Below are 20,668 nucleotides of genomic sequence, written 5' to 3'. Positions count from 1 at the left end.
CAGATACTTTTTCCGAAAAACTTTCTTTTATTATACATAAATTTTCCGAAAAAGAAAGTTTTTTTAAGAAAAACCAGAACGAAAAAAATTGGAGTACACAGCTGTCCTGTTTTCTCATCTTCCGTTCGGTAATGCTTTTAATCCATTCAGCAGTTCTTCAAACGCCGATGTCAAAAATAAATCACTCCGGTAGATAAATGATATATTCATATCCCGAAACTGTTCAGGGAGCTCATGAAGAAAAAGATTTTTCCTGTTTTGAAAATAACGGACGGCTGATGCAGGCAGAAAGGAAACCCCCATCCCCGCCTGCACCGCCCCAATAATGGCTTCCAACGTACCGAATTCAATGATTTTATGTGCGGGTACTGCTTCTTCTTTCAGTATGTTCTTTATTTTGCGGCGGTGCGAACAGCCCGCGGCAAAATAAAGAATCGGATCTCGCAACAAGTCTTGCAAACTGCCTTCCCGCTTATTTGAAACCAAGACCAATTCTTCTTGAATTACAGCGACTTGCTCAAGATCTTCGTATTCGACCGGACCATAAACAAAAGCGCCGTCCAGCTCATAGTGTAAGACGTGCTGCACTAAGGTATGTGTATCACCGGTTGACAGAGACAGCTGTACTTTCGGGCAGCGGCTGCAATACTCTGTGAAAAATTGAGGGAGATGGACGGCTGCCGCCGTTTCAAGAGAACCGATTCGAAGCGGGCCGTTCGGATCGCCTGCCTCTTGCGCCGTTTTTTGCGCCTCATGCAGCAATTGAAGGATTCTGTCTGCGTCTTTCAATAAGTTTTCACCTGCGGGCGTCAGCGTCATCCCCCGATTTGTGCGGTAAAAAAGCTGTGTTTGCAATTGCCGTTCCAGCTGCTGAATCCGGTTTGTCACATTTGATTGAACATAATGCAGGCTTTCTGCCGCCTTTGAAATACTTCCTTTGCGGGCGACAGCCTGAAAAATCTTTAAGTCTCCGCTTTCCATGTAAGGGCACCTTCTTGCTATGATTTTTATTGATAGCCGGCTATCAATTTTCATTTATTTACTGCAGCTGATACAGCCTGTAAAATCTTTCTCATCAATCATAAAGGAGAGAAGAATGATGAATGCCCTTATCATACACGAAAATGGCTTTGATTTCATGCAGGCACCTGACAAAAGGCCGGGAAACGGCGAAGTAAAAATAAAGCTGAAAACAGCCGGATTAAACCATCGTGATTTGTTTTTAATGAAAAACCACGAAACCGGAAACCATGAATTTACTCTCGGTTCAGACGGCGCGGGAATCGTAACCGAAATAGGACACGGCGTCCGGTCTCATTTACTGCATGCAGAAGTCATCATCAACCCGGTGCTGAATTGGAAGACTGTTGAGGACGTACCAGCCGTCCCTGATATTTTAGGCGGTCCGAGCGACGGAACATTTTCATCTTATGTCATTGTTCCTGAGGAAAATGCCGTTTTAAAACCCGAACACCTGACTTGGGAGGAAGCGGGCGTGCTGCCGTTATCAGCATTAACCGCTTATCGCGCCTTATTTACAAAAGGACAATTAAAAAAAGGCGAACACCTTATCCTTCCGGGTATCGGAAGCGGCGTGGCAACATACGCCTTATTAATGGCAAAAGCTATCGGAGCGACAGTCAGCGTCACCTCCCGCAGTGAAAACAAAAAACAAACCGCACTGTCATACGGTGCAGACCGGGCGATTGACAGCTACGGTGACTGGAATGAGGCGCTGAATGGCGAAAAAGCAGATATCATACTTGACGGTGTAGGCCCGGCCTTGTTTCAACACTATCTTGACATTATGAAACCGAATGGCCGGATCGTAACATTTGGCGCCAGTTCAGGCGATCAGCTCGGATTTCCTATTCGCTCGCTGTTTTTTCCGCAGATTCATATTCTCGGTACATCAATGGGAAGCAATGAGGAATTTGCGGATATGCTGGAATTGGTAAACCGCTGCGGCATCCGTCCCATTATCGACCGCATGTACCCTCTCAGTGAAGCAGCTGCCGCTTTTAACAGAATGCGGGAAGGACGGCAGTTCGGCAATATCGGCTTTCGTTTGGATGTCTAAAAAAGAGGAGCGGACCCGTCCGTTTCCTTATTTGTTTATAAGCGTTTCCGCTTGAAATTCAATATGTTTTTCTTCATCAATTAAAATCTGCCTGCAAATCGACTGCAGACACACAGAGCCCGTCAGCAGCACCGTGATCGACTGCTCAAGGCTTGCAAATCGTCTCAGTCTCCGGAAGAAAACAATCTCTCCACTCTGTAAAACAAAATTCCATATGTTATCTTCCGCGTTACCCTTCTATGACCAATACAGGAAGAAGGAGGTTTCATTTCAATACGAAAAACCGGCTGATCCCAGCCGGTTTTATAAATAAACCCCTTTATTTACGGTAAAACAGTGCTCCCCATTAAATAACTGTCGACTTCGCGCGCTGCTTCCCGGCCTTCATTAATCGCCCATACAATCAGGCTTTGGCCCCTTCTCGCATCCCCTGCGGCGAAAACACCGTCAACATTCGTTTTATAATCCCCATATGCCGCCTGAATTTTATGATTTGCCGAATCGACACCGAACTGTTTCAATAATGGCTGTTCTGTCCCTTCAAAACCGATGGCGATGAACACCAGCTGAGCAGGCCAGACTTTTTCTGTTCCGGGCAGTTCATGAAATTCATACTTTCCGAATTCGTTTCTGACTTTTTCCATTTGAATGGTGTGAATCTCTTGTAAGCGGCCCCGCTTATCGGCCACCATTTTTGTCGTCTGAATTGAATATTCTCTCGGGTCTTTGCCGAACTTTGCCTGCGCTTCTTCATAGGCGTATTCAAGGGTAAAGACGTGCGGCTGTTCAGGCCACATATTGTCGTTCGTGCGCGTCTGAGGAAGTTTAGGATGTTTCCCGAACTGGTGCACGCTGCGCGCTTTTTGGCGCAGCGCGGTTGCCACGCAGTCAGCTCCTGTGTCTCCTCCGCCGATCACGATGACGTCTTTCCCTTTAGCGTCTATAAATTGTTTGTCTTTGAAGTTGGAATCTAAATAGCTTTTCGTCGCCAGTGTTAAATAGTCCATCGCATAATGGACGCCTTTTGCTTCCCGGCCTTCAATCAGCAGATTGCGCTGCTTTTGGGCGCCTGTGCACAAAATGACGGCATCAAATTGATCTTTCAGCTCATCTGCCGTTATGTCAACGCCGATTTCGGTATTTGTTACAAAATCTATACCTTCCTGCGTCAAAAGCTTAATACGGCGTTCGACGACATTTTTCTCAAGCTTCATGCTCGGAATGCCGTACATCAGCAGGCCGCCGGCTCTGTCGGCACGCTCATAGACTGTTACGGAATGACCGGCTTGATTCAGCTGATCAGCGCTTGCCAGACCTGCCGGGCCTGAACCGACGACAGCGACTTTTTTACCTGTGCGTTTCGCTGGAATTCTCGGCTGAATCCATCCATTTTCAAATCCTTTATCAATGATCGTCCGCTCGATGTTTTTAATTGAAACAGCCGGATCTGAAATGGCCAGCGTACAAGATCCTTCACAAGGAGCGGGACAGACCCGCCCTGTGAATTCAGGAAAGTTATTCGTTTTCAGAAGACGCTCCAAGGCTTCTTTCCAGCGCCCCCGATAGACGAGGTCATTCCACTCCGGTATCAGATTATAAATCGGGCAGCCGGACGTAAAACCGTTGATATCAGCGCCGATTTGGCAAAACGGTGTGCCGCAATCCATACAACGCGCCCCCTGCCGCTTTGACGCTTCATCTGAAAATGGAGCCGAATACTCTTTCCAATCCTTTAAGCGAGTGAGAGGGTCCCGCTCAGCCGGTTTTTCTCGTTTTTCTTCCATGAATCCAGTTGGTTTCCCCATGTTCCTCTCCCCTTTCTTACTGTACTACCGCTTGTTTTTGATCTTTGGCAGGCGTTTGGAGGACCTTTGTATTGGCTTCAAAAGCATACATAATTGCGTCTTCCTCTGATAAACCCGCCGCTTTTTGTTCTTCGATGCTGAGGAGCATTTGTTTATAGTTTTTCGGAATGACTTTGATAAAGGTTTCTGCGGCTTTTTCCCAATTGTCCAGGAGATCTGCGGCTTTTTTACTGTTTGTCAGCGCCGCATGCCGTTTGACCATTTCTTCAACTTCTTTGATCTCCGCCTCATCCGTCAGCTTTTCAAATGAAATCATTTCCATGTTGCATTTGCGTTTAAATGCTTTGGCATCATCACTCAGGACGTATGCGATACCGCCTGACATTCCCGCCCCGAAGTTTTTGCCGACTTCGCCGAGGACGACAACCCGGCCGCCTGTCATGTATTCACAGCCGTGGTCTCCGATACCTTCTACAACGACATTGACTCCGCTGTTACGCACTGCAAAACGTTCACCGGCGCGCCCGTTAATGTACGCTTCCCCGCTTGTTGCTCCGTAAAATGCGACGTTCCCGATAATAACGTTATCGTGTGTTTCACAATTGAAGGCATCAGGCGCTTTCACGATGATTTTTCCGCCTGAAAGCCCTTTGCCTACGTAGTCATTTGAATCCCCGTTCAAATGAAGCGTCATCCCCTTAGGAACAAATGCTCCGAAACTCTGTCCGGCTGATCCGGTAAAATGAAGTCTGATCGTATCATCCGGCAGGCCTTCCGCTCCGTAGCGTTTAGAAATTTCACTTCCCGTCACGGTTCCGGCTACGCGATTTGTATTATTGATCTTGATTTCAGCTTCCGCTTCCTGACCGGCTTCAATTGCAGCCTGCACCGCCGGAAGAATAACCGTCATATCAAGCGACTCGTCGATTTTATGGTTTTGCGCCGTACGGAAAGTGCGTACGCCTTCAGGCTGGTACAGCAGTGTGGATAAATCAAGCTGGCCCGCCTTCCAATGCGCTTTCGCACGTTCACTGACATGAAGAACGTCTGTCTGTCCGATCATCTCATCAAGCGTCTTAAAGCCTAACTGCGCCATATATTCACGCACTTCTTCTGCGACAAACAGCATGTAATTTACGATATGGTCAGGATCGCCCATGAATTTTTTGCGAAGCTCCGGGTTTTGCGTCGCGACACCTACAGGACATGTATCTAAATGGCAGGCGCGCATCATGACGCAGCCGAGAACGACAAGCGGCGCTGTAGCAAAGCCGAATTCCTCCGCACCGAGCAAGGCGGCCATCACGACATCTCGGCCTGTCATCAGCTTACCGTCCGTTTCCAATACCACGCGATCCCGTAAACCGTTCAGCATCAGCGTTTGGTGAGCTTCTGCAAGACCAAGCTCCCACGGAAGACCCGTATGTTTAATACTTGTTTTCGGCGACGCGCCCGTTCCGCCATCGTAGCCGCTGATGACGATGACATCTGCAGTACCTTTTGCCACACCGGCCGCAATCGTGCCGACACCGGCTTTTGATACGAGCTTGACGCTGATTCTCGCGCTTCGATTTGCATTTTTCAAATCATGAATCAGCTGCGCCAAGTCTTCAATTGAATAAATATCATGGTGAGGAGGCGGTGAGATCAACCCTACACCTGGTGTAGAACCGCGGACATCCGCGACCCAAGGATATACTTTGTTGCCCGGAAGCTGACCGCCTTCTCCCGGCTTCGCCCCTTGCGCCATTTTGATCTGCAATTCATCCGCATTGACGAGATAATGGCTCTTTACGCCGAAACGGCCGGAAGCGATCTGTTTAATCGCACTTCTTCTGTCGTCGCCATTTTCATCCGGAACGAAACGTTTCGGGTCCTCGCCGCCTTCTCCGCTGTTGCTTTTTCCGCCAAGCCTGTTCATCGCTATCGCTAAAGCCTCATGGGCTTCCTTGCTTAATGAACCGAATGACATCGCTCCTGTTTTAAAACGTTTCACGATGGACGCAGCTGATTCAACTTCCTCTAATTTTAAAGGCTTGCGGTCTTCTTTGAAGGCGAACAGATTGCGTAAAAATCCGATTCGTTCTTTATCCGCTGCATGAGAATACTGCTTAAACAGGCTGTAATCATTCTTGCGGCACGCCCATTGCAGGGTATGGATGGTTTTCGGATTGAAAGCGTGGTGCTCTCCCCCGTTCCGCCATTGGAATTCACTTCCCGGCTCAAGAGTTTGGCTGTAATCATCCTTGTACGCCGCTTGATGGCGCTGTTTCGCTTCTTGCGCAATCGTTTCGATATCGATTCCGCCAAGCTGAGATGCAGTACCGGTAAAGTATTTGGCGATAACGTCTTCACCGATGCCGACCGCTTCAAAAATTTGGGCGCCCCTGTAACTTTGCACAGTTGAAATCCCCATTTTTGACATCACTTTCACGACGCCTTCTGTTACGCTCTTTCCGTATTTGCTGACAGCTTCTTCATACGGAATATCAAGCCGGCCTTCATCGATTTCCTGCTTATACGTAGCGTAAGTCAAATACGGATTGACAGCATCGGCACCATACCCGATGAGGGCCGCAAAGTGATGAACTTCACGCGCTTCCCCGGATTCAACGATAATGCTTGCTTTTGTTCGCAGTCCTTGGCGGATCAAATGCTGATGCAGCGCACTGACGGCCAAAAGCGGCGGAATCGGCGTCAACTCTTTACTCATTGCCCTGTCAGATAAAATTAACAGAGATACGCCTTCCTTGATCGCTTTTTCCGCCTGCTGAAACAAATCCTTCAGGCCTTTTTCTAGGTCATCGGAAAACAGCGTACGGATGTTCTGGCTCTTAATGTCAGGATGCACAAGTGTTTTCAGCGCATAAAACTGTTCGTTTGATAATACAGGAGTATACAATTTTATGCGGCGTGCATTTCTTTCACTCGGATGCAGCAGATCACCTTCAGCTCCGAGCCAGGTCACCGTAGAAGTTACCAGCTGCTCGCGGATCGCGTCAATCGGCGGGTTTGTGACTTGCGCAAACAGCTGTTTAAAGTAATGAAACAGTGATTGGGCGCGGTCGGATAAAACGGCGAGCGGCGAATCATTTCCCATAGAGCCGAGCGGGTCCTTGCCTTCTTTAATAACAGGGATTAAATATTTCTGAATATCTTCATACGTATAGCCAAACGCTTTTTGACGGACGAGAAGATCATCGAATTGTTCCTCTTCCCGGATTTCCGGGTCAGGATTCACTTGAACCAATTCTTCTTCAAGCCATTTTTGATAAGGGAATTCATTTGCAATTTCTGTTTTCACTTCTTCATCTGAAATAATCCGGCCTTCTTCTAAGTCAATGAGCAGCATTTTTCCGGGCTCCAGACGTTTTTTATGAAGAATGTTCTCCTGCTCTACTTCAATAACGCCGACCTCAGATGAGAAAATAATATGGTCATCTTTTGTCACATAGTAACGTGCCGGACGCAGGCCGTTACGGTCAAGGATGGCGCCGATCTGTTTTCCGTCCGTAAACGAAATGGCGGTCGGCCCGTCCCACGGCTCCATTAAAGAGCTGTGATATTCATAAAAAGCCCGTTTCGCTTTAGACATGTGAGTGTTTTCCGTCCATGGTTCCGGAATCAGCATCATTGCCGTATGTGCCGGTTTCCGCCCTGCCATCACGAAAAATTCAAACGCATTATCAAGAATGGATGAGTCACTGCCCTCAGCATTTAAAATCGGCAGCACTTTGTGAAGATCGTCTCCGAAGCTTTCTGAAACGAACTGCTGCTCCCTCGCTCTCATCCAATTGATGTTGCCCCGGAGCGTATTGATTTCTCCGTTATGAATCAGATAGCGGTTCGGATGAGCACGTTCCCAGGTTGGAAAGGTATTTGTGCTGAACCTTGAATGCACAAGTGAGAATGCAGATACGAAGGTTTCATCCTGCAAATCCAAATAAAATGCGTCAACCTGCTCAGGCGTTAACAAACCTTTATAAACAATAGTCTGGCTTGACAGGCTTGCGAAGTAAAAATCAAGCTGTTCTTGAACGCCCCAATTTTCCGCCTGCTTCCGGATGACATACAGTTTGCGTTCAAAAGCAAGGCTGTCTTTCAAATCGTTTGCGGCGCCGATGAATACTTGACGCACATACGGGCAAGTGATTTGTGCCACTGTTCCGATTTTTCCGACATTTACAGGGACGGTTCTCCAGCCGAGAACGATCTGTCCTTCCTGCTCAATGAATGCATTCACCTGTTTTTCGATCTTTTTTCTTTCCTCTTCATTTTGCGAGAAAAAGACCATTCCTACCCCGTAACGGCCTTTTTCCGGCAGTCTCATCTCTCCGCACTCTTTCTTAAAAAAAGCATCAGGGATCTGAACCATCAGGCCGGCGCCGTCACCCGTATTCGGATCACTGCCCTGTCCTCCTCTGTGATCCAGCTGGCAAAGCATCTTCAGTCCTTTTTTGACAATGTCATGTGAAGGTTTCCCTTTTAAATGGGCATACAAGCCGATTCCGCATGCATCGTGCTCAAATTCCGGACGGTAGAGACCTTGTGCTTTCGGCATTTGATTGTAAGTCATAATTCCTCTCCCCCGATCAGTTTCCGTTAATTATCGGTCATAAAATCTGACAACTTTAAATTAATTGTAAGTTTTCAAAACAATATAAACAATATATAATTTAGATCAAATACATCTCAAAATGAGATAGATAGGTGTGAACGCAATGGAATTACGCCAGCTTCGGTATTTTATGGAGGTAGCAGAACGGGAACATGTGTCAGAAGCGGCTGATCATCTGCATGTCGCACAATCCGCCATCAGCAGGCAGATTGCAAATCTTGAAGAAGAGCTGCAAGTCACTTTATTTGAACGGGAAGGCAGAAATATTAAATTAACGCCGATCGGCAAACAATTTTTAGAACATATTAAAACGGCGATGAAAGCAATTGATTACGCGAAAGAACAAATTGATGAATATCTTGATCCGAATCGCGGAACCGTCAAAATAGGATTTCCGACGAGCCTTGCAAGCCAGCTTTTGCCGACGGTGATTTCGGCGTTTAAAGAGGAATACCCGAACGTTGAGTTTTTGCTCCGCCAGGGGTCATATAAGTTTTTAATTGAAGCCGTAAGAAACAGGGATATAGATGCTGCGCTGCTCGGCCCCGTTCCGACGGAATTCCCCGACATAACAGGCAATATCTTATTCACGGAAAAGATTTACGCGCTTGTTCCGCTGCACCATCCGCTTGCCAAACAGAAAAATATTCATTTAATTGATCTGCGCGGCGACCAATTTGTTTTATTTCCTGAAGGGTTTATTCTCCGTAACATGGCGATTGACGCTTGCAGACAGGCCGGCTTTGCGCCGCTTGTATCGACGGAAGGCGAGGATTTAGATGCCATTAAAGGATTAGTCTCCGCGGGGATGGGAGTTACTTTATTACCTGAAAGCACCTTTGGAGAAACCACCCCTCGGTTCACGGTCAAAATTCCGATTGAATTTCCTCAAGTGAAGCGCACCGTAGGCATTATTAAACCAAAAGGAAGGGAACTGGCTCCGTCTGCAAATGATTTCTATCATTTTGTCATTCAATTTTTCTCCAAACTTGAACAATATCAATAAAAAACAAACCCGAGCTTCAAAACGAAGCCTCGGGCTTTTTCATATTTTTTTAGATCTTTCTCAGCCGATCGGAATGGATAGTTCAACGTGGCAGACAAACGCTTCCGGATCAATGACTGATTGATCGGTCTGTTTGGGCGGCGTTTCTTTAAATGTCTTCAGCTGGGCTGAGGAATAGTTGACGATGCCGAGTCCGAGCTCTTCTCCCTGCTGATCAAGCAGCCTGACAACCGCTCCGCTGCTGAATCTGCCCTTAATCTGCTCGATGTCCTGCGGTGACAGCTCCATATTTCCGTTCGCGACATCGCGGCTGCTTTCTTTTTCCATCACAATTTCGCCTTCGGGGCCGGAATTAAATGCAAGCCATTGTTCTTTGTGGTTTAACGGCAGGGTTCCTTCCGCTTCAAAATAAGTTCCTTCAGCCGCCTCATCTACCGCTTGAAGCAGAATGTCCGGAATGTTAGCCTGCCCGAGAAAGCCTTTAATACCGGAGGCCATCACAATTTTAAAAGCATCCAGTTTCGAACGCATTCCGCCGGTTCCCATTTCACTCCCGGCATCTCCCGCGCTTGCTTCTATTTCCGGAGTGATGTCACTAACATGACTGATTCTTTTCGCTTTCGGGTTGCTGCGCGGATTATCATCATATAAACCGTCAATGTCTGATAAAATCACAAGCATGTCGGCATCAATTAAACCTGCCACCTTCGCTGCGAGTGTATCGTTATCTCCGAATTTCAGCCGGTTGACTGTGACCGTGTCATTTTCATTAATAATCGGAATAATGCCCCGTTCCAAAAGGACGTTCATCGTATTGCGCACATTATGGTAGCGGCATTCATCGGAAAAGTCGCTTCTTGTAATTAAAATTTGTGATGCGACATAACCGTGCGCTAAAAACAGCTTTGAATAAGCCTCCATTAATAATCCCTGCCCGATGGAAGCAGAAGCCTGTTTTTCAGGGAGGCTTTCCGGTTTCTGAATAAATCCGAGCTTCCGATAACCTGCCGCCACTGCGCCGGAAGATACTAAAATCACTTCATAGCCGCTGTCTTTCAGCTGTGCGATTTGATCCACCAATGCTTCCAGCTTTCTTCTGCTGATTTCCCCGTGCAGGCTCGTCAGTGAGCTGCTGCCGATTTTCACCGCGACTCTTTTGATCTTCGTCCGAGACGTCACTGTATCACTCCTGTTTTTTAACGATTATAGTGCTGCCGTTTTTTCAATTGTTTTGCTGATCTCAATAGAACGTTCGGTCGCGTGTTTGATGGCTTTGGCAATGGCTTCTCCGCCGCCTTCTGACCTGAGCGCATCGAGGCCGGCTTCCGTCGTGCCGTTTGGAGAGGTGATGTTTTCCCGAAGCACATCCGGTTTTTCACCCGTTTCCATCAGCATTTTAGCGGCGCCCAATAACGTTTGCGCGCCGATTTTGCGGGACAGCCGTTTGTCTAAGCCGGCTTCTTCACCTGCTTTTTCAATAAACTCCATTAAATAATAAAAGTACGCCGGTCCGCTGCCTGCGATGCCGGTGAAAATGTCCATCTGATCTTCCTTGATCACGTACACTTCCCCGAGGCATTCCAAAAGGGATACCGCGGTTTTTGCTGAACCGTAAGAGACATGGTCTCCGAAAGCCGCAGCTGTTGCCGATTCGCCGATCATGCTGGATGTGTTCGGCATCACTCTTACAACCGGCTGATTATCATGTAATGACTGTTGTATAAATGAGGTTGTTATGCCTGCCAGAACAGACAGGATGATTTGATGAGGTTGAATACGCCGTTTCAGCGCAGCCAGAGCGATTTCAGCATCCTTCGGCTTCATGGCTAAAATAAAGACATCAATATCTTCGGTTTTCATGCTGTCAAAAGCAATGCCCTGAATACCGTATTGATGTTCCAATTCAGCGAGTCGCTCTGTATTGCGGCGGTTTGTCACGCAGATGTTTTGGTTGGGAATTTTTTTTGCGCGGACCATGCCTGATATCATTCCTTCAGCCATTGATCCTGCTCCGATAAAAGCAACTTTCTTTTGATCTAAGATCGGTAACATCTCCCTTGTTCGTATTTTGTTCGTATTTTTCACACGTTTTTTATGTTACCACTTCAGGAGTTGATGTCAAGTTTGAAGGTATTATTGATATGTATTGTTCCGAGCCTGCTATTATGTATAATGAATCACAGAACAAACCTTTTGAGCCCGGGAGGCCGGGGGCGTTCCGGCCGGATTTAAAAATTATCTGAAATGGCTTTTTCTATCAGCTTTTTGCAGCGGTCAAGCTCTGTCTTCAGCTGTTTTTTGTAAAGCTTCGCAGCTTCATAGTCTTTAAATTGATAGAGAACGACTTCCTGGAGTTTGGCTCCCTCTTTTTTCACTTTTACTTGCTTTAAAATCCCGTCATCCAATAGTTCGTGAAGTGAACGGTACACCTCGGTATGATTCGGCTTAAAACCGATGGGTTTAAATTCCGAACGCAGCACCTCGAGAAGCTTCAGTCCGTAAAGCCGTTCCTGCTCTGTCATTGTAATCATGTAAAGCTTTAAAAAAGCTCTTTGTTTCACTAAAAAACCGGTTGAACTTCTTTTTTCTTCTTTCAATATGTGCACACCCTTCCTTCTAACAAATTATTCCATGTACTAAATATTCTCTTTATATCCCGTTTTCCCTTTTATTGTTCGGACAGTTTGGTTTGTATTGATTTGTTTTTTGGAGGCGGGGAAAAATAATTTTAGTGAACATTTGGTACATAGTTTATTTAGTTTAATTATAGCTGATATCGGTTTCTTTTTCACTCTTTTTTCTGCAAAAACGGATCTTTATGCCCATTTATTCGGGTTGCGGAAACAAAAAAAGACCCGTCACGAAGACAGGTCCCCTTTTGTTTAAGGATTAGTTGACCACAAACCGGCAGTTTTGATGAAAATGCGCGGATGTAATTTCAATTGAGCAACCATATATTCTGCAAGATCCTCAGGCTGCATGACTTTTTCCGGATTGCCGTCTGTCAGATTTAATTCAATAGACATGTCGCTGGCAACCGTGCTCGGAGTCATTGCGCTGACACGGATATTGTGTTTTCTGACTTCCTGCATGAGAGATTCAGTCAGACCGAGAACGGCAAATTTAGAAGCGCTGTACGCACTTGTCGCCGCGGCGCCTCTTTGGCCCGCCGTAGAAGAAATATTAATGATATCTCCTGATTTTCTCTCAATCATTTCAGGTAGAACGGCGCGTGTCACGTGGTATACACCCATTACATTCACTTGAATGATGTCTTCCCACTCTTCAGGCGTAAGATCCAAAAATCCGCCGAATTTGCTGATTCCAGCATTGTTAATCAAGATGTCAATCTCACCGAGTTCTTCTTTAATAGAGGAGACGGCTTGCTCTACCTCTTTTTGGTTTTTTACATCGGCAGCAGCGAATGATGCCTTTACACCAAGGGCTTTCACTTCTTCCGCAACCTTTTCGACATTTGCTTCTGTGCGGCCGATTAAACCGATATTGACTCCTTCTTTGGCTAAAGCGATAGCGGCGGCGCGGCCGATTCCTCTGCCCGCACCCGTGATAAGAGCCGTTTTGTTTTGTAAACTTTCCACGTCTTTCACCCTTTCTGAATGTCCTTATGTACGATTTCACATTATAAGCAGAAAAAAAACAATTAGCAAATAAAATGATTCAACACGATCCGTAAAGGGTATCAACTGAAAAAAAGGAGTGAAAAGCAGATGATCATCATTTTGTATATCAGTGCTGCCGTTGCGGCTGCCGCATTAATTTATGCAGCCGTATCCGCCGTCCATTTTAAAAGAAACACAGCGCCTGATATAAAGAAGATTAACGCCGCGACAGCGTCCATGCAGACGTCCGTTGATGAAATCAAAACAGAAACCCGTTTGTTATCACAAAAGCAGAAAGAACTGCAGGAAGACTTTCTTACTAAAAAAACAGCCGTGCAAACGACGGCAGCCGAAGTTAAAGGAACGCCTCACGTGCTGAAAATGCTCTGGAACGCCGGTAAAAGCGGTTTATGAGCCTGCATGTCATCCGACGTTTTTGATGACACTAAGAGAAACTGGCGCGGATCCAAGGAGGCATAACATGATTTGCGATCGTGAGCGGCTTGCGCATTTTTTGCAGCAGCTTAAAGCACTATCTTCTTCGGGAGGGTTTACAAAATCGGATTTGCTGACTCCGGCTTTCCATTTAGCTAAGGACGGAGATCTGGATTTGTATTATTCGCCTCATAATGAATATATTAACCCTTATGCAGTCGTTGCCATTTCCGGAATCACACCCGGTTTTTTTCAAATGCAGCTGGCTTACAAAAAAGCGGCACAGCTTTTAAAAGATGGCGAAACTTTTGAAACGATAGCCTATGAAACAAAAAAAGCGGCCGGACTTTCCGGTTCAATGAGGCAGAACATCATCGAAATGCTTAATGAATGCGGTCTGCCGGCCGCGCTTCACGTTGAGGATTCATCCCGGTTATTTGATTCAAAACGGGAGCTTCTTCATACAACGTCCGTTATCAAACACCCTGTTTTTTATAAACAGAAAAACTATACGGGACATCGGCCGGCAATCAGCAGGTCAGCTCTTCTCAGCCGTTACGCGCTGACATGTTTTCCGGATGAAATAGAAATGATGAAAAAGGACATTCTGCTTATCCCTCTCGGCAAAGCAGCAGAATCAGCCTGCCGCATGCTGAAGAAGAACGGCAGAATGGGTCATGCGGTCATTCTGGAAGGCTTCCCGCATCCGTCCGGAGCAAACGGACATCGTTTCAAACAATTTCACGAAAACAAACAATCGTTACGTGAACAAATTCAGCGCTTTGCCGGGTTTCTTCAGCAGCTGTAAAAAAACGCCCCGAATTTTCGGGGCGCTGCTGTTAAGAAGCGTATTCAGGCAATGCTTTATTGTGTTTTGCCGTTTTCTCTTCAGGTATTTTGATTTGATTGGTCAAGATTGCACTTACGAAATAGAGCGCTGCGAAAATCCATACAACGCCTTGTGCGCCGACAAGTCCGATGAACGCCCAGGCAAGCGCAGGGCCGACAAATGCCGACAGGCCCGCAGCCAGATTTAACACAGACATGGCAGCACCTTTATCGCTGCCGGCCGCCGTCGGCACGATAGCCCCGATCGGAACGAACCCGGCGAGGAGCCCTCCCCATATAAAACCGACAATGCTGACGAAAAGCAAGTTCCCATGTGATACAACAGGAGCATAATATAATAAAAGAGTAAAAATGCCGCAGCCCACTCCCCCGAACCACATGACAGTCTTTTTCCAGCCGAAGGCATCGCCGACTGCGCCGAAGATTAAGTTAAAGACGATATTTCCGAGAAAGATCGTTCCCCAAATTTGAAGCCATACATTTGTAGAAATGCCGTGCTGCGCCATATGCATCGGAAGAAATACCGGAAATCCGTATGTACCGATGCTGTTAATGATCCGAATGATCCCCCCAGAGAGCACGCGCGGATTTTCAGCAAGGATGGTGATTCCCTTCATTAATTCCTGCGCCTTTTCCCGCTTATCTGCCTTTTTCTTTTCAAAGCGGTCCCTATTTAAAATCAAAGCAAAAAACGCGCCGAGGCAGACCCAGAAAATTGAACTCCACAGTGTATTCAAATAGCCGAAGGATTTGATGGCCCAGCTTGAATACCAAGCACCGAATACAAACATCCCGCAGCAATATGCAATCCAGAACCAGCCGACCGCCGTACTGAGCCTGTTTTTCGGCGACCGGTAAATCACCCATGTCAAAAAAGAATAGGCAAACAGCGGATAACCCAGCCCTTTAATAAAATACGTGACATACATCACCGGCAAATTAAGATTTTCAAATCCGTATGCGATAAATGCGGCTGTTCCGATAACGTAAAACAACAGCCCCATAAACATCGTCCGCTTTGCGCCGAAGGCTTCGAGGCAGACCCCTGAAAACCAAGACGCCACAGCGAGAGAAATACCGTAAACTGTAAACAGGGATGCTGATTGCTGTACCGTCAAGCCGTTTTCAACTAAAAACGGGCTGAGCCAGCCTTGTTCAAGGCCGTCCCCCATCATAAACAGCACGACTCCCAAAAATCCCCATGCGAGCTGTTTTGGAATTCCTATTTTATTAAGCATTTTTGTTCCTCCTCAGCAATCTTTCATGTTGTCATCTCATCCCCAAGTCAGGCTTTCACCGCCGGCTGAAAATGAGTAAATAATTTTTGCGTATGTTTCCATTCTTCATATAGGAAGAGATCCGTCTGATCCGCTTCCGGCTCAATTACCTTTGTGCGGCTCGAAAGCTCTGCGTTCACACCGAGAGCTTCGTTGCAAATCATCGCCGCTCCCATTGCGGATGCCTGGCTGAACCCCTCTCTCTTATAGATTTTCTTTTGGAGAAGGTTAGCAAGAAACTGCGTCAAAGCATCACTTTGGAAACCGCCGCCGCACACCTTCACATCATCTTGTGAAAAGGAAGCCACCTCTATTAACGCCTCATAGTTCCATTTGATTGAAAAAGCGATTTCCAGCAGTGCGGCTTTGACAAAATGGGCTCTGCTTAAGTTTTGGGACAGCGGAGCGTCAAAAATAAATCCGCCTTTTGCCAGTGCGTTTTTCTCAGGCGATAAATAGGAGCCTAACGCAGAAATACAAGCATGATCATGTTTCGGCAGACTTGCGATTTCCCGTTCCATAACGCCGTAGGATTCATTCGGATAAAAAATGGATTTTAATTTTTGATAATTGAGTCCTGTTACACCCGGATTCGTTTCAAGAAGCCATTGACCTTCTTCTGTATGGCAATTCAGCCATGCATTCGTTAAACTTTCGGTTCCGGTCTCCGCTGTTATCTTTGTAATCGGCGTCGTCGTGCCGGATACGATGACGATATCTCCCGGCTTTGCATCTGCACTTTTGATGGCAAGCTGTGTGTCTCCCCCGCCTGCAATCACAGGCACTCTTTCAGATAGACCGAGAACCGCCGCTTTCTTAAACGTTAACATTCCGACAACCGTCCCAGATCGGACGAGTGAAGGAAGAATGGCAGAAGGCACACCGAAGATGTTGCATAATTTCTCTGACCATGCCTTTTTCCTTACGTCAAACAGCAGTGTTTCAGCAGCCTGTGACGGTTCATAGCTTAAAATACCGCTCAGCTCAAATGTCACCCAGTCACTGATGCTTGTGATGTACTTCACTTCTTTCCATAAAGACGGCTGTCTAGCTTTTAATCCGACAAGTTTCATGGCGGAAAATAAAGCGCTCGGAAGACGTCCGGTTTGCTGATGCACTTCTTCTTTTGTCTCAATCCCGTCTTCCCATTCACGGCCTCTGTTATCAATGTTGGGCAGACCGAGAAATGCCTTTTTACCTTTATTGATCAGAACAATTCCCTGCCTCTGGCTTGTGGAGGTGATTCCGATTAATGTAATATGTGGGCTTTTGGCAATAACCTTCCTTGCCATAGCGCTGATTTGCGTCCATAATCTTTCCGGTGAGAAATATCGTCCGTCCGGATAAAGCGGATCCGTCACATATTCAATGTCTTCCCTTTCAAGCGCGGTCACTTCGCCGCCGGCAGTCACGACCGCGACTCGCGCATTCCCCGTCCCGATGTCAAATACAAGGTAGCCTTTTTGTTCAGCCATTACAGCCTCCTCCTTCCGTTTCAAGTTCTCTTTTGTTATAAAGTTCACGTATTGAGCAGGTTTGATCTTGTTTCCATTTGAAAAGCGCTTCATTTAAAATCTTCACATGATGATCTTCCACTTCAAATGTTGCGCCCGCTAAATGGGGAGTCGCTAATACATTAGGCAAAGAGATCAATTCATAATCAGAAGATTCTGGCGGTTCGTGATAAAACACGTCAAGGATCGCTCCCTTAATCCGCCGTTCTTTCAGCACCCGCAGCAGCTCTTCCCTGTCTGTAACCGCCGCTCTTGACGTATTGACAAAAACAGCTTCCTGTTTCATCAATTGAAAGTGCCGGGCGCCGATAAGGCCGATGGTTTCTTCTGTGCGCGGCAAGTGAACGGAAACAATATCACTTTCAGAAAATACCCGTTCAATCGTCGTTTTTTCATACTCCCGGTTTTCATGACGGACAAATGGGTCATAGTAAAGCACCTTGCAGTCAAAAGCGGCCAATAACCGGGCGATTCTCTGTCCGACAGCTCCGAAACCGATAAGGCCGACTGTTTTCCCCGTCAGCTCATTTCCTCTGAATTTGACATAAGCCTGCAAATAATCACCATTCCACTTCCCGTCCTTCAGCCACTGATGGGAAGAATACGTATGACGCAAAAATGAAATCACATTTCCGATAAACATTTCAGCAACGGCCTGGGCATTGCGGGCCGGTGTAAAGAAAACGGGGATTTTTCTTTTAGTCGCCGCCGCAATATTCACGTTAGACGGCATTCCTCTGCAGACACCGATAAAAGCGGAATCAGGCAATATGTCAATAACACGCTCAGACACCTCATCAAGTTCAGTGATAAGCCCCGACGCGTTTGTCTCTTGAATCATTCGGATCAATTCATCTTCCCGATAGGCCCGGCCGTGCTTCTTCCACGGCCGGTGCACAGTCCGGCCGAACAGCTCAGTCAGCTCCTTCAGCCCCTCGTCGTGATATGGTGCGGTAATTAAAACCGTCATGGTGCAAAACATCCTTTTCACATAAATTTTGTCATAAAAAAATCTCTTTCCCCAAAGAAGGAAAGAGATTCATATACCGTCTTTATGCGCTTGAAGCGCACAAATATGTATAGATCATTCTTTCCTATCTTTCAAGCATACGCTTGCTGGAATTGGCACAATAAATGTTGCCGAGGTTTCGTAGGGCCAGTCCCTCCACCTCTCTGGATAGAAAATAAAATGATGAAATTGTCAGGCTGTTTAAAAGAATAAACTCATCATAGAAAAGTCTTTCCGTGATGTCAACACTTTTTTTCTGAATTGACGTTCGATTTTGAAATGTTATAATGCTTACAATATAAACAAAGAGGAGAAATGGGCTATGAATTCTGCTGCAACACAGCCGAACGGGGTCTTTAAGTCGGTATGCTCACTAGACTGTCCCGATCAATGCGGCTTGCTTGTGACAAAAAAAGACGGAAAAATCGTTAACATTCAGGGAGACCCCGATCACCCGGTCACATCAGGGAATATTTGCAACAAAGTCAGACACATGGCTGAGCGCATTTATGATGAAAAGCGCGTAACCGTTCCGTTAAAACGGATCGGTAAAAAAGGTGAAGCCGCGTTTGCGCCTATTTCCTGGGAGGAAGCGATCAATACGATCAGTGCGCGCTGGAAAGAGCTTATTGCCGAAGAAGGAGCGGAAAGCATTCTTCCGTACAGCTTTTACGGCAATATGGGAAAACTGGCGGCAGAGGGAATGGACCGCCGTTTTTTCCATCGTCTCGGAGCGAGTCATCTCGAACGGACGATCTGCAGCAAAGCCGGTTCTGAAGGCTATAACTATACAATGGGAGAAGGAGCGGGTACTGATCCGGAGGAGACCATACATGCAAAGCTCTTTATTTTTTGGGGGATCAATGCCGTCAGCACGAATATGCACCAAGTCATGATTGCTCAAAAAGCCCGGAAAAAAGGGGCTAAAATTGTCGTTATCGATGTACATAAGAACCAAACCGGCCGGCTTGCCGATTGGTTTATTCCCATTCGCCCCGGCACAGATGCCGCACTCGCCCTCGGTATCATGCATGTCTTATTCGACGAAAACCTTCACAATGAAGCATTTCTCACAGAATACACCGAAGGCAGTGACGAATTAAAAGCGCATGTCAAACACTATGATCCGGAAACAGTTTCTGCTATTACAGGCGTTAAAGCCGACGATATCAGACGCCTTGCGAGAATGTACGGGGAAACCTCCCCTTCCCTTATCAGGATCGGAAACGGCATTCAGCACCATGACAATGGCGGAATGATCGTCCGCACCGTTGCCTGCCTTCCGGCTGTTACAGGACAGTGGCTCAACACCGGAGGAGGCGCAATCAAGCACAACAGCGCGGTATTAAACTATAACAGACAAGCGCTCCAGCGGCCTGATCTGCTTTACGGCAGGAAGCCACGATCATTTAATATGAACAGGCTCGGAAGCGTTCTTTTAGAAACAAAACCGCCCGTGCGCTCCCTGTTTATTTACGGTACGAATCCCGCAGTGGTTGCGCCGGAAGCGAATAAAGTCAGAAAAGGCCTGCTGCGGGAGGATTTATTTACAGTCGTTCACGATCTGTTTTTAACGGAAACCGCCAAATATGCGGATATCGTGCTCCCTGCTGCATCCGCTTTGGAAAACACGGATTTTTACACGTCTTACTGGCATCATTTTATTCAGCTGCAAAAACCGGTGATCGAACCCTGCGGGGACAGCAAATCGAATACGGAAGTGTTCCGTTTGCTTGCCGGAGCAATGGGATTTACCGAGCAGGAGCTTCAGGATACCGATGAAGAATTGATCAGACAGGCGCTGGACTTTCCCGACAATCCGTATATCGAGGATATTGATTACGAAGCGCTCTCACGCCATTCCTTCATGAAAGCCAAACGGAAAAAACCGCTTTTTCCGGGACAGCTCAAGACACCGAGCGGAAAAATTGAATTATATTCGGAAAAGATGAAACAAGACGGTTATCCCGCGCTGCCGACACATATCCCTCTTGAGAGCGATGGTGATTTTCCGCTTTTATTTGTCCCGGGACCGAATCATAATTTTTTAAATTCAACATTTTCGAATAATGAAAAACACGTAAAATTAGAAAAAGCGCCAAAGCTTTTTATTCATACAGAGGATGCTGTACGCCGGAACATAGAAGACGGGGAAACCGTTAGAGTTTGGAATCACCGCGGCGAGTGTGAATTAACAGCTTCGGTCGGCGAACAGGTGCTTCCCGGCGTTGCAGTCAGCCAAGGTCTTTGGGCCGATATGGATGATAAAAAACAGCTCGTCAATTCGCTCACGCCCGATCGGCTGGCGGATATGGGAGGAGGCGCTGTTTTCTTCTCCGGAAAGGTGCAGGTGGAAAAGCTCAGCAATTAAAACCGTCCGCAATAAAGGGACTGACCCCCGTTTTTGAGACAGGGATCAAAACACCTTTAAGCAGCCAGCTGTCGGTATGTGACC

General features: G+C 46.7%; 15 protein-coding genes and 1 riboswitch. Of the genes, 5 read left to right on the top strand and 10 right to left on the bottom strand.

Going from position 1 to position 20,668, the window contains the following annotated elements; genetic code table 11:
- Positions 1–114: 114 nt before the first annotated feature.
- Positions 115–981, bottom strand: a complete 867-nt coding sequence (locus BGM27_RS00080; RefSeq protein ID WP_015417599.1) for a LysR family transcriptional regulator — start codon at positions 979–981, stop codon at positions 115–117.
- 118 nt (positions 982–1,099) lie between these two features.
- Here BGM27_RS00080 and BGM27_RS00075 point away from each other — a divergent pair, with 118 nt between their 5' ends.
- Positions 1,100–2,080, top strand: a complete 981-nt coding sequence (locus BGM27_RS00075) for a zinc-binding dehydrogenase (RefSeq protein WP_007407351.1) — start codon at positions 1,100–1,102, stop codon at positions 2,078–2,080.
- Positions 2,081–2,403: 323 nt separating this feature from the next.
- On the opposite strand, the gene gltD is transcribed toward BGM27_RS00075, so the two are convergent.
- Positions 2,404–3,885 (bottom strand): glutamate synthase small subunit, encoded by a 1,482-nt coding sequence (gltD, locus tag BGM27_RS00070; protein WP_007407349.1) that lies wholly within the window; start codon positions 3,883–3,885, stop codon positions 2,404–2,406.
- Positions 3,886–3,901: 16 nt separating this feature from the next.
- Positions 3,902–8,461 (bottom strand): glutamate synthase large subunit, encoded by a 4,560-nt coding sequence (gene gltB / locus BGM27_RS00065; protein WP_020954033.1) that lies wholly within the window; start codon positions 8,459–8,461, stop codon positions 3,902–3,904.
- Positions 8,462–8,606: 145 nt separating this feature from the next.
- Between gltB and gltC the strand changes: the two genes are divergently transcribed.
- Positions 8,607–9,509 carry a glutamate biosynthesis transcriptional regulator GltC gene (gene gltC, locus BGM27_RS00060; protein ID WP_007407347.1) on the top strand — a complete coding sequence of 301 codons (903 nt, stop codon included), beginning with the start codon at positions 8,607–8,609 and terminating at the stop codon, positions 9,507–9,509.
- A 60-nt stretch (positions 9,510–9,569) separates the two neighbouring features.
- Here the strand turns inward: gltC and proB are convergent, their stop codons facing one another.
- The 4 genes from proB to BGM27_RS00040 form a co-directional block, all read right to left on the bottom strand.
- On the bottom strand, positions 9,570–10,688 hold the full coding sequence (gene proB / locus BGM27_RS00055) for a glutamate 5-kinase (protein WP_007407346.1): 1,119 nt from the start codon (positions 10,686–10,688) through the stop codon (positions 9,570–9,572).
- A gap of 24 nt (positions 10,689–10,712) precedes the next feature.
- Positions 10,713–11,561: a pyrroline-5-carboxylate reductase gene (proC, locus tag BGM27_RS00050; protein ID WP_007407345.1), complete on the bottom strand. Its 849-nt coding sequence runs from the start codon at positions 11,559–11,561 to the stop codon at positions 10,713–10,715.
- Between the two features lie 176 nt (positions 11,562–11,737).
- Positions 11,738–12,106, bottom strand: a complete 369-nt coding sequence (gene rtp, locus BGM27_RS00045; protein WP_003153833.1) for a replication termination protein — start codon at positions 12,104–12,106, stop codon at positions 11,738–11,740.
- Between the two features lie 285 nt (positions 12,107–12,391).
- Positions 12,392–13,108 carry a 3-ketoacyl-ACP reductase gene (locus BGM27_RS00040; protein ID WP_007407344.1) on the bottom strand — a complete coding sequence of 239 codons (717 nt, stop codon included), beginning with the start codon at positions 13,106–13,108 and terminating at the stop codon, positions 12,392–12,394.
- A gap of 129 nt (positions 13,109–13,237) precedes the next feature.
- Between BGM27_RS00040 and BGM27_RS00035 the strand changes: the two genes are divergently transcribed.
- A complete protein-coding gene (locus BGM27_RS00035; RefSeq protein WP_007407343.1) occupies positions 13,238–13,543 on the top strand; it encodes a DUF948 domain-containing protein in 306 nt (101 codons plus the stop codon).
- Positions 13,544–13,610: 67 nt separating this feature from the next.
- Positions 13,611–14,372, top strand: a complete 762-nt coding sequence (locus tag BGM27_RS00030; RefSeq protein ID WP_007407342.1) for a hypothetical protein — start codon at positions 13,611–13,613, stop codon at positions 14,370–14,372.
- A 31-nt stretch (positions 14,373–14,403) separates the two neighbouring features.
- Here the strand turns inward: BGM27_RS00030 and BGM27_RS00025 are convergent, their stop codons facing one another.
- Genes BGM27_RS00025 through BGM27_RS00015 form a run of 3 tightly spaced genes read right to left on the bottom strand, consistent with a single transcriptional unit; the run spans position 14,404 to position 18,174 of the window.
- Entirely contained in the window at positions 14,404–15,651 is a 1,248-nt protein-coding gene (locus BGM27_RS00025) for an RbtT/DalT/CsbX family MFS transporter (protein WP_007407341.1), read from the bottom strand.
- A gap of 47 nt (positions 15,652–15,698) precedes the next feature.
- The gene (locus BGM27_RS00020) at positions 15,699–17,165 is read right to left on the bottom strand and encodes an FGGY-family carbohydrate kinase (protein ID WP_007407340.1); all 1,467 of its coding nucleotides are present in this window, start codon (positions 17,163–17,165) and stop codon (positions 15,699–15,701) included.
- On the bottom strand, positions 17,158–18,174 hold the full coding sequence (locus BGM27_RS00015; protein ID WP_007407339.1) for a 2-hydroxyacid dehydrogenase: 1,017 nt from the start codon (positions 18,172–18,174) through the stop codon (positions 17,158–17,160). Before BGM27_RS00015 ends, BGM27_RS00020 begins: the two co-directional genes overlap by 8 nt.
- A gap of 121 nt (positions 18,175–18,295) precedes the next feature.
- A riboswitch (SAM riboswitch) is annotated at positions 18,296–18,388 on the bottom strand.
- A 147-nt stretch (positions 18,389–18,535) separates the two neighbouring features.
- Here BGM27_RS00015 and BGM27_RS00010 point away from each other — a divergent pair.
- Positions 18,536–20,584 (top strand): molybdopterin oxidoreductase family protein, encoded by a 2,049-nt coding sequence (locus BGM27_RS00010; RefSeq protein ID WP_007407338.1) that lies wholly within the window; start codon positions 18,536–18,538, stop codon positions 20,582–20,584.
- Positions 20,585–20,668: the final 84 nt, after the last annotated feature.

The organism is Bacillus sp. FJAT-27001 (assembly GCF_019039175.1).
Taxonomy (GTDB): Bacteria; Bacillota; Bacilli; order Bacillales; family Bacillaceae; genus Bacillus; species Bacillus velezensis.
Note: the sequence above shows the minus strand (reverse complement) of the source record. Positions and strands in the feature narration are given on the sequence as shown.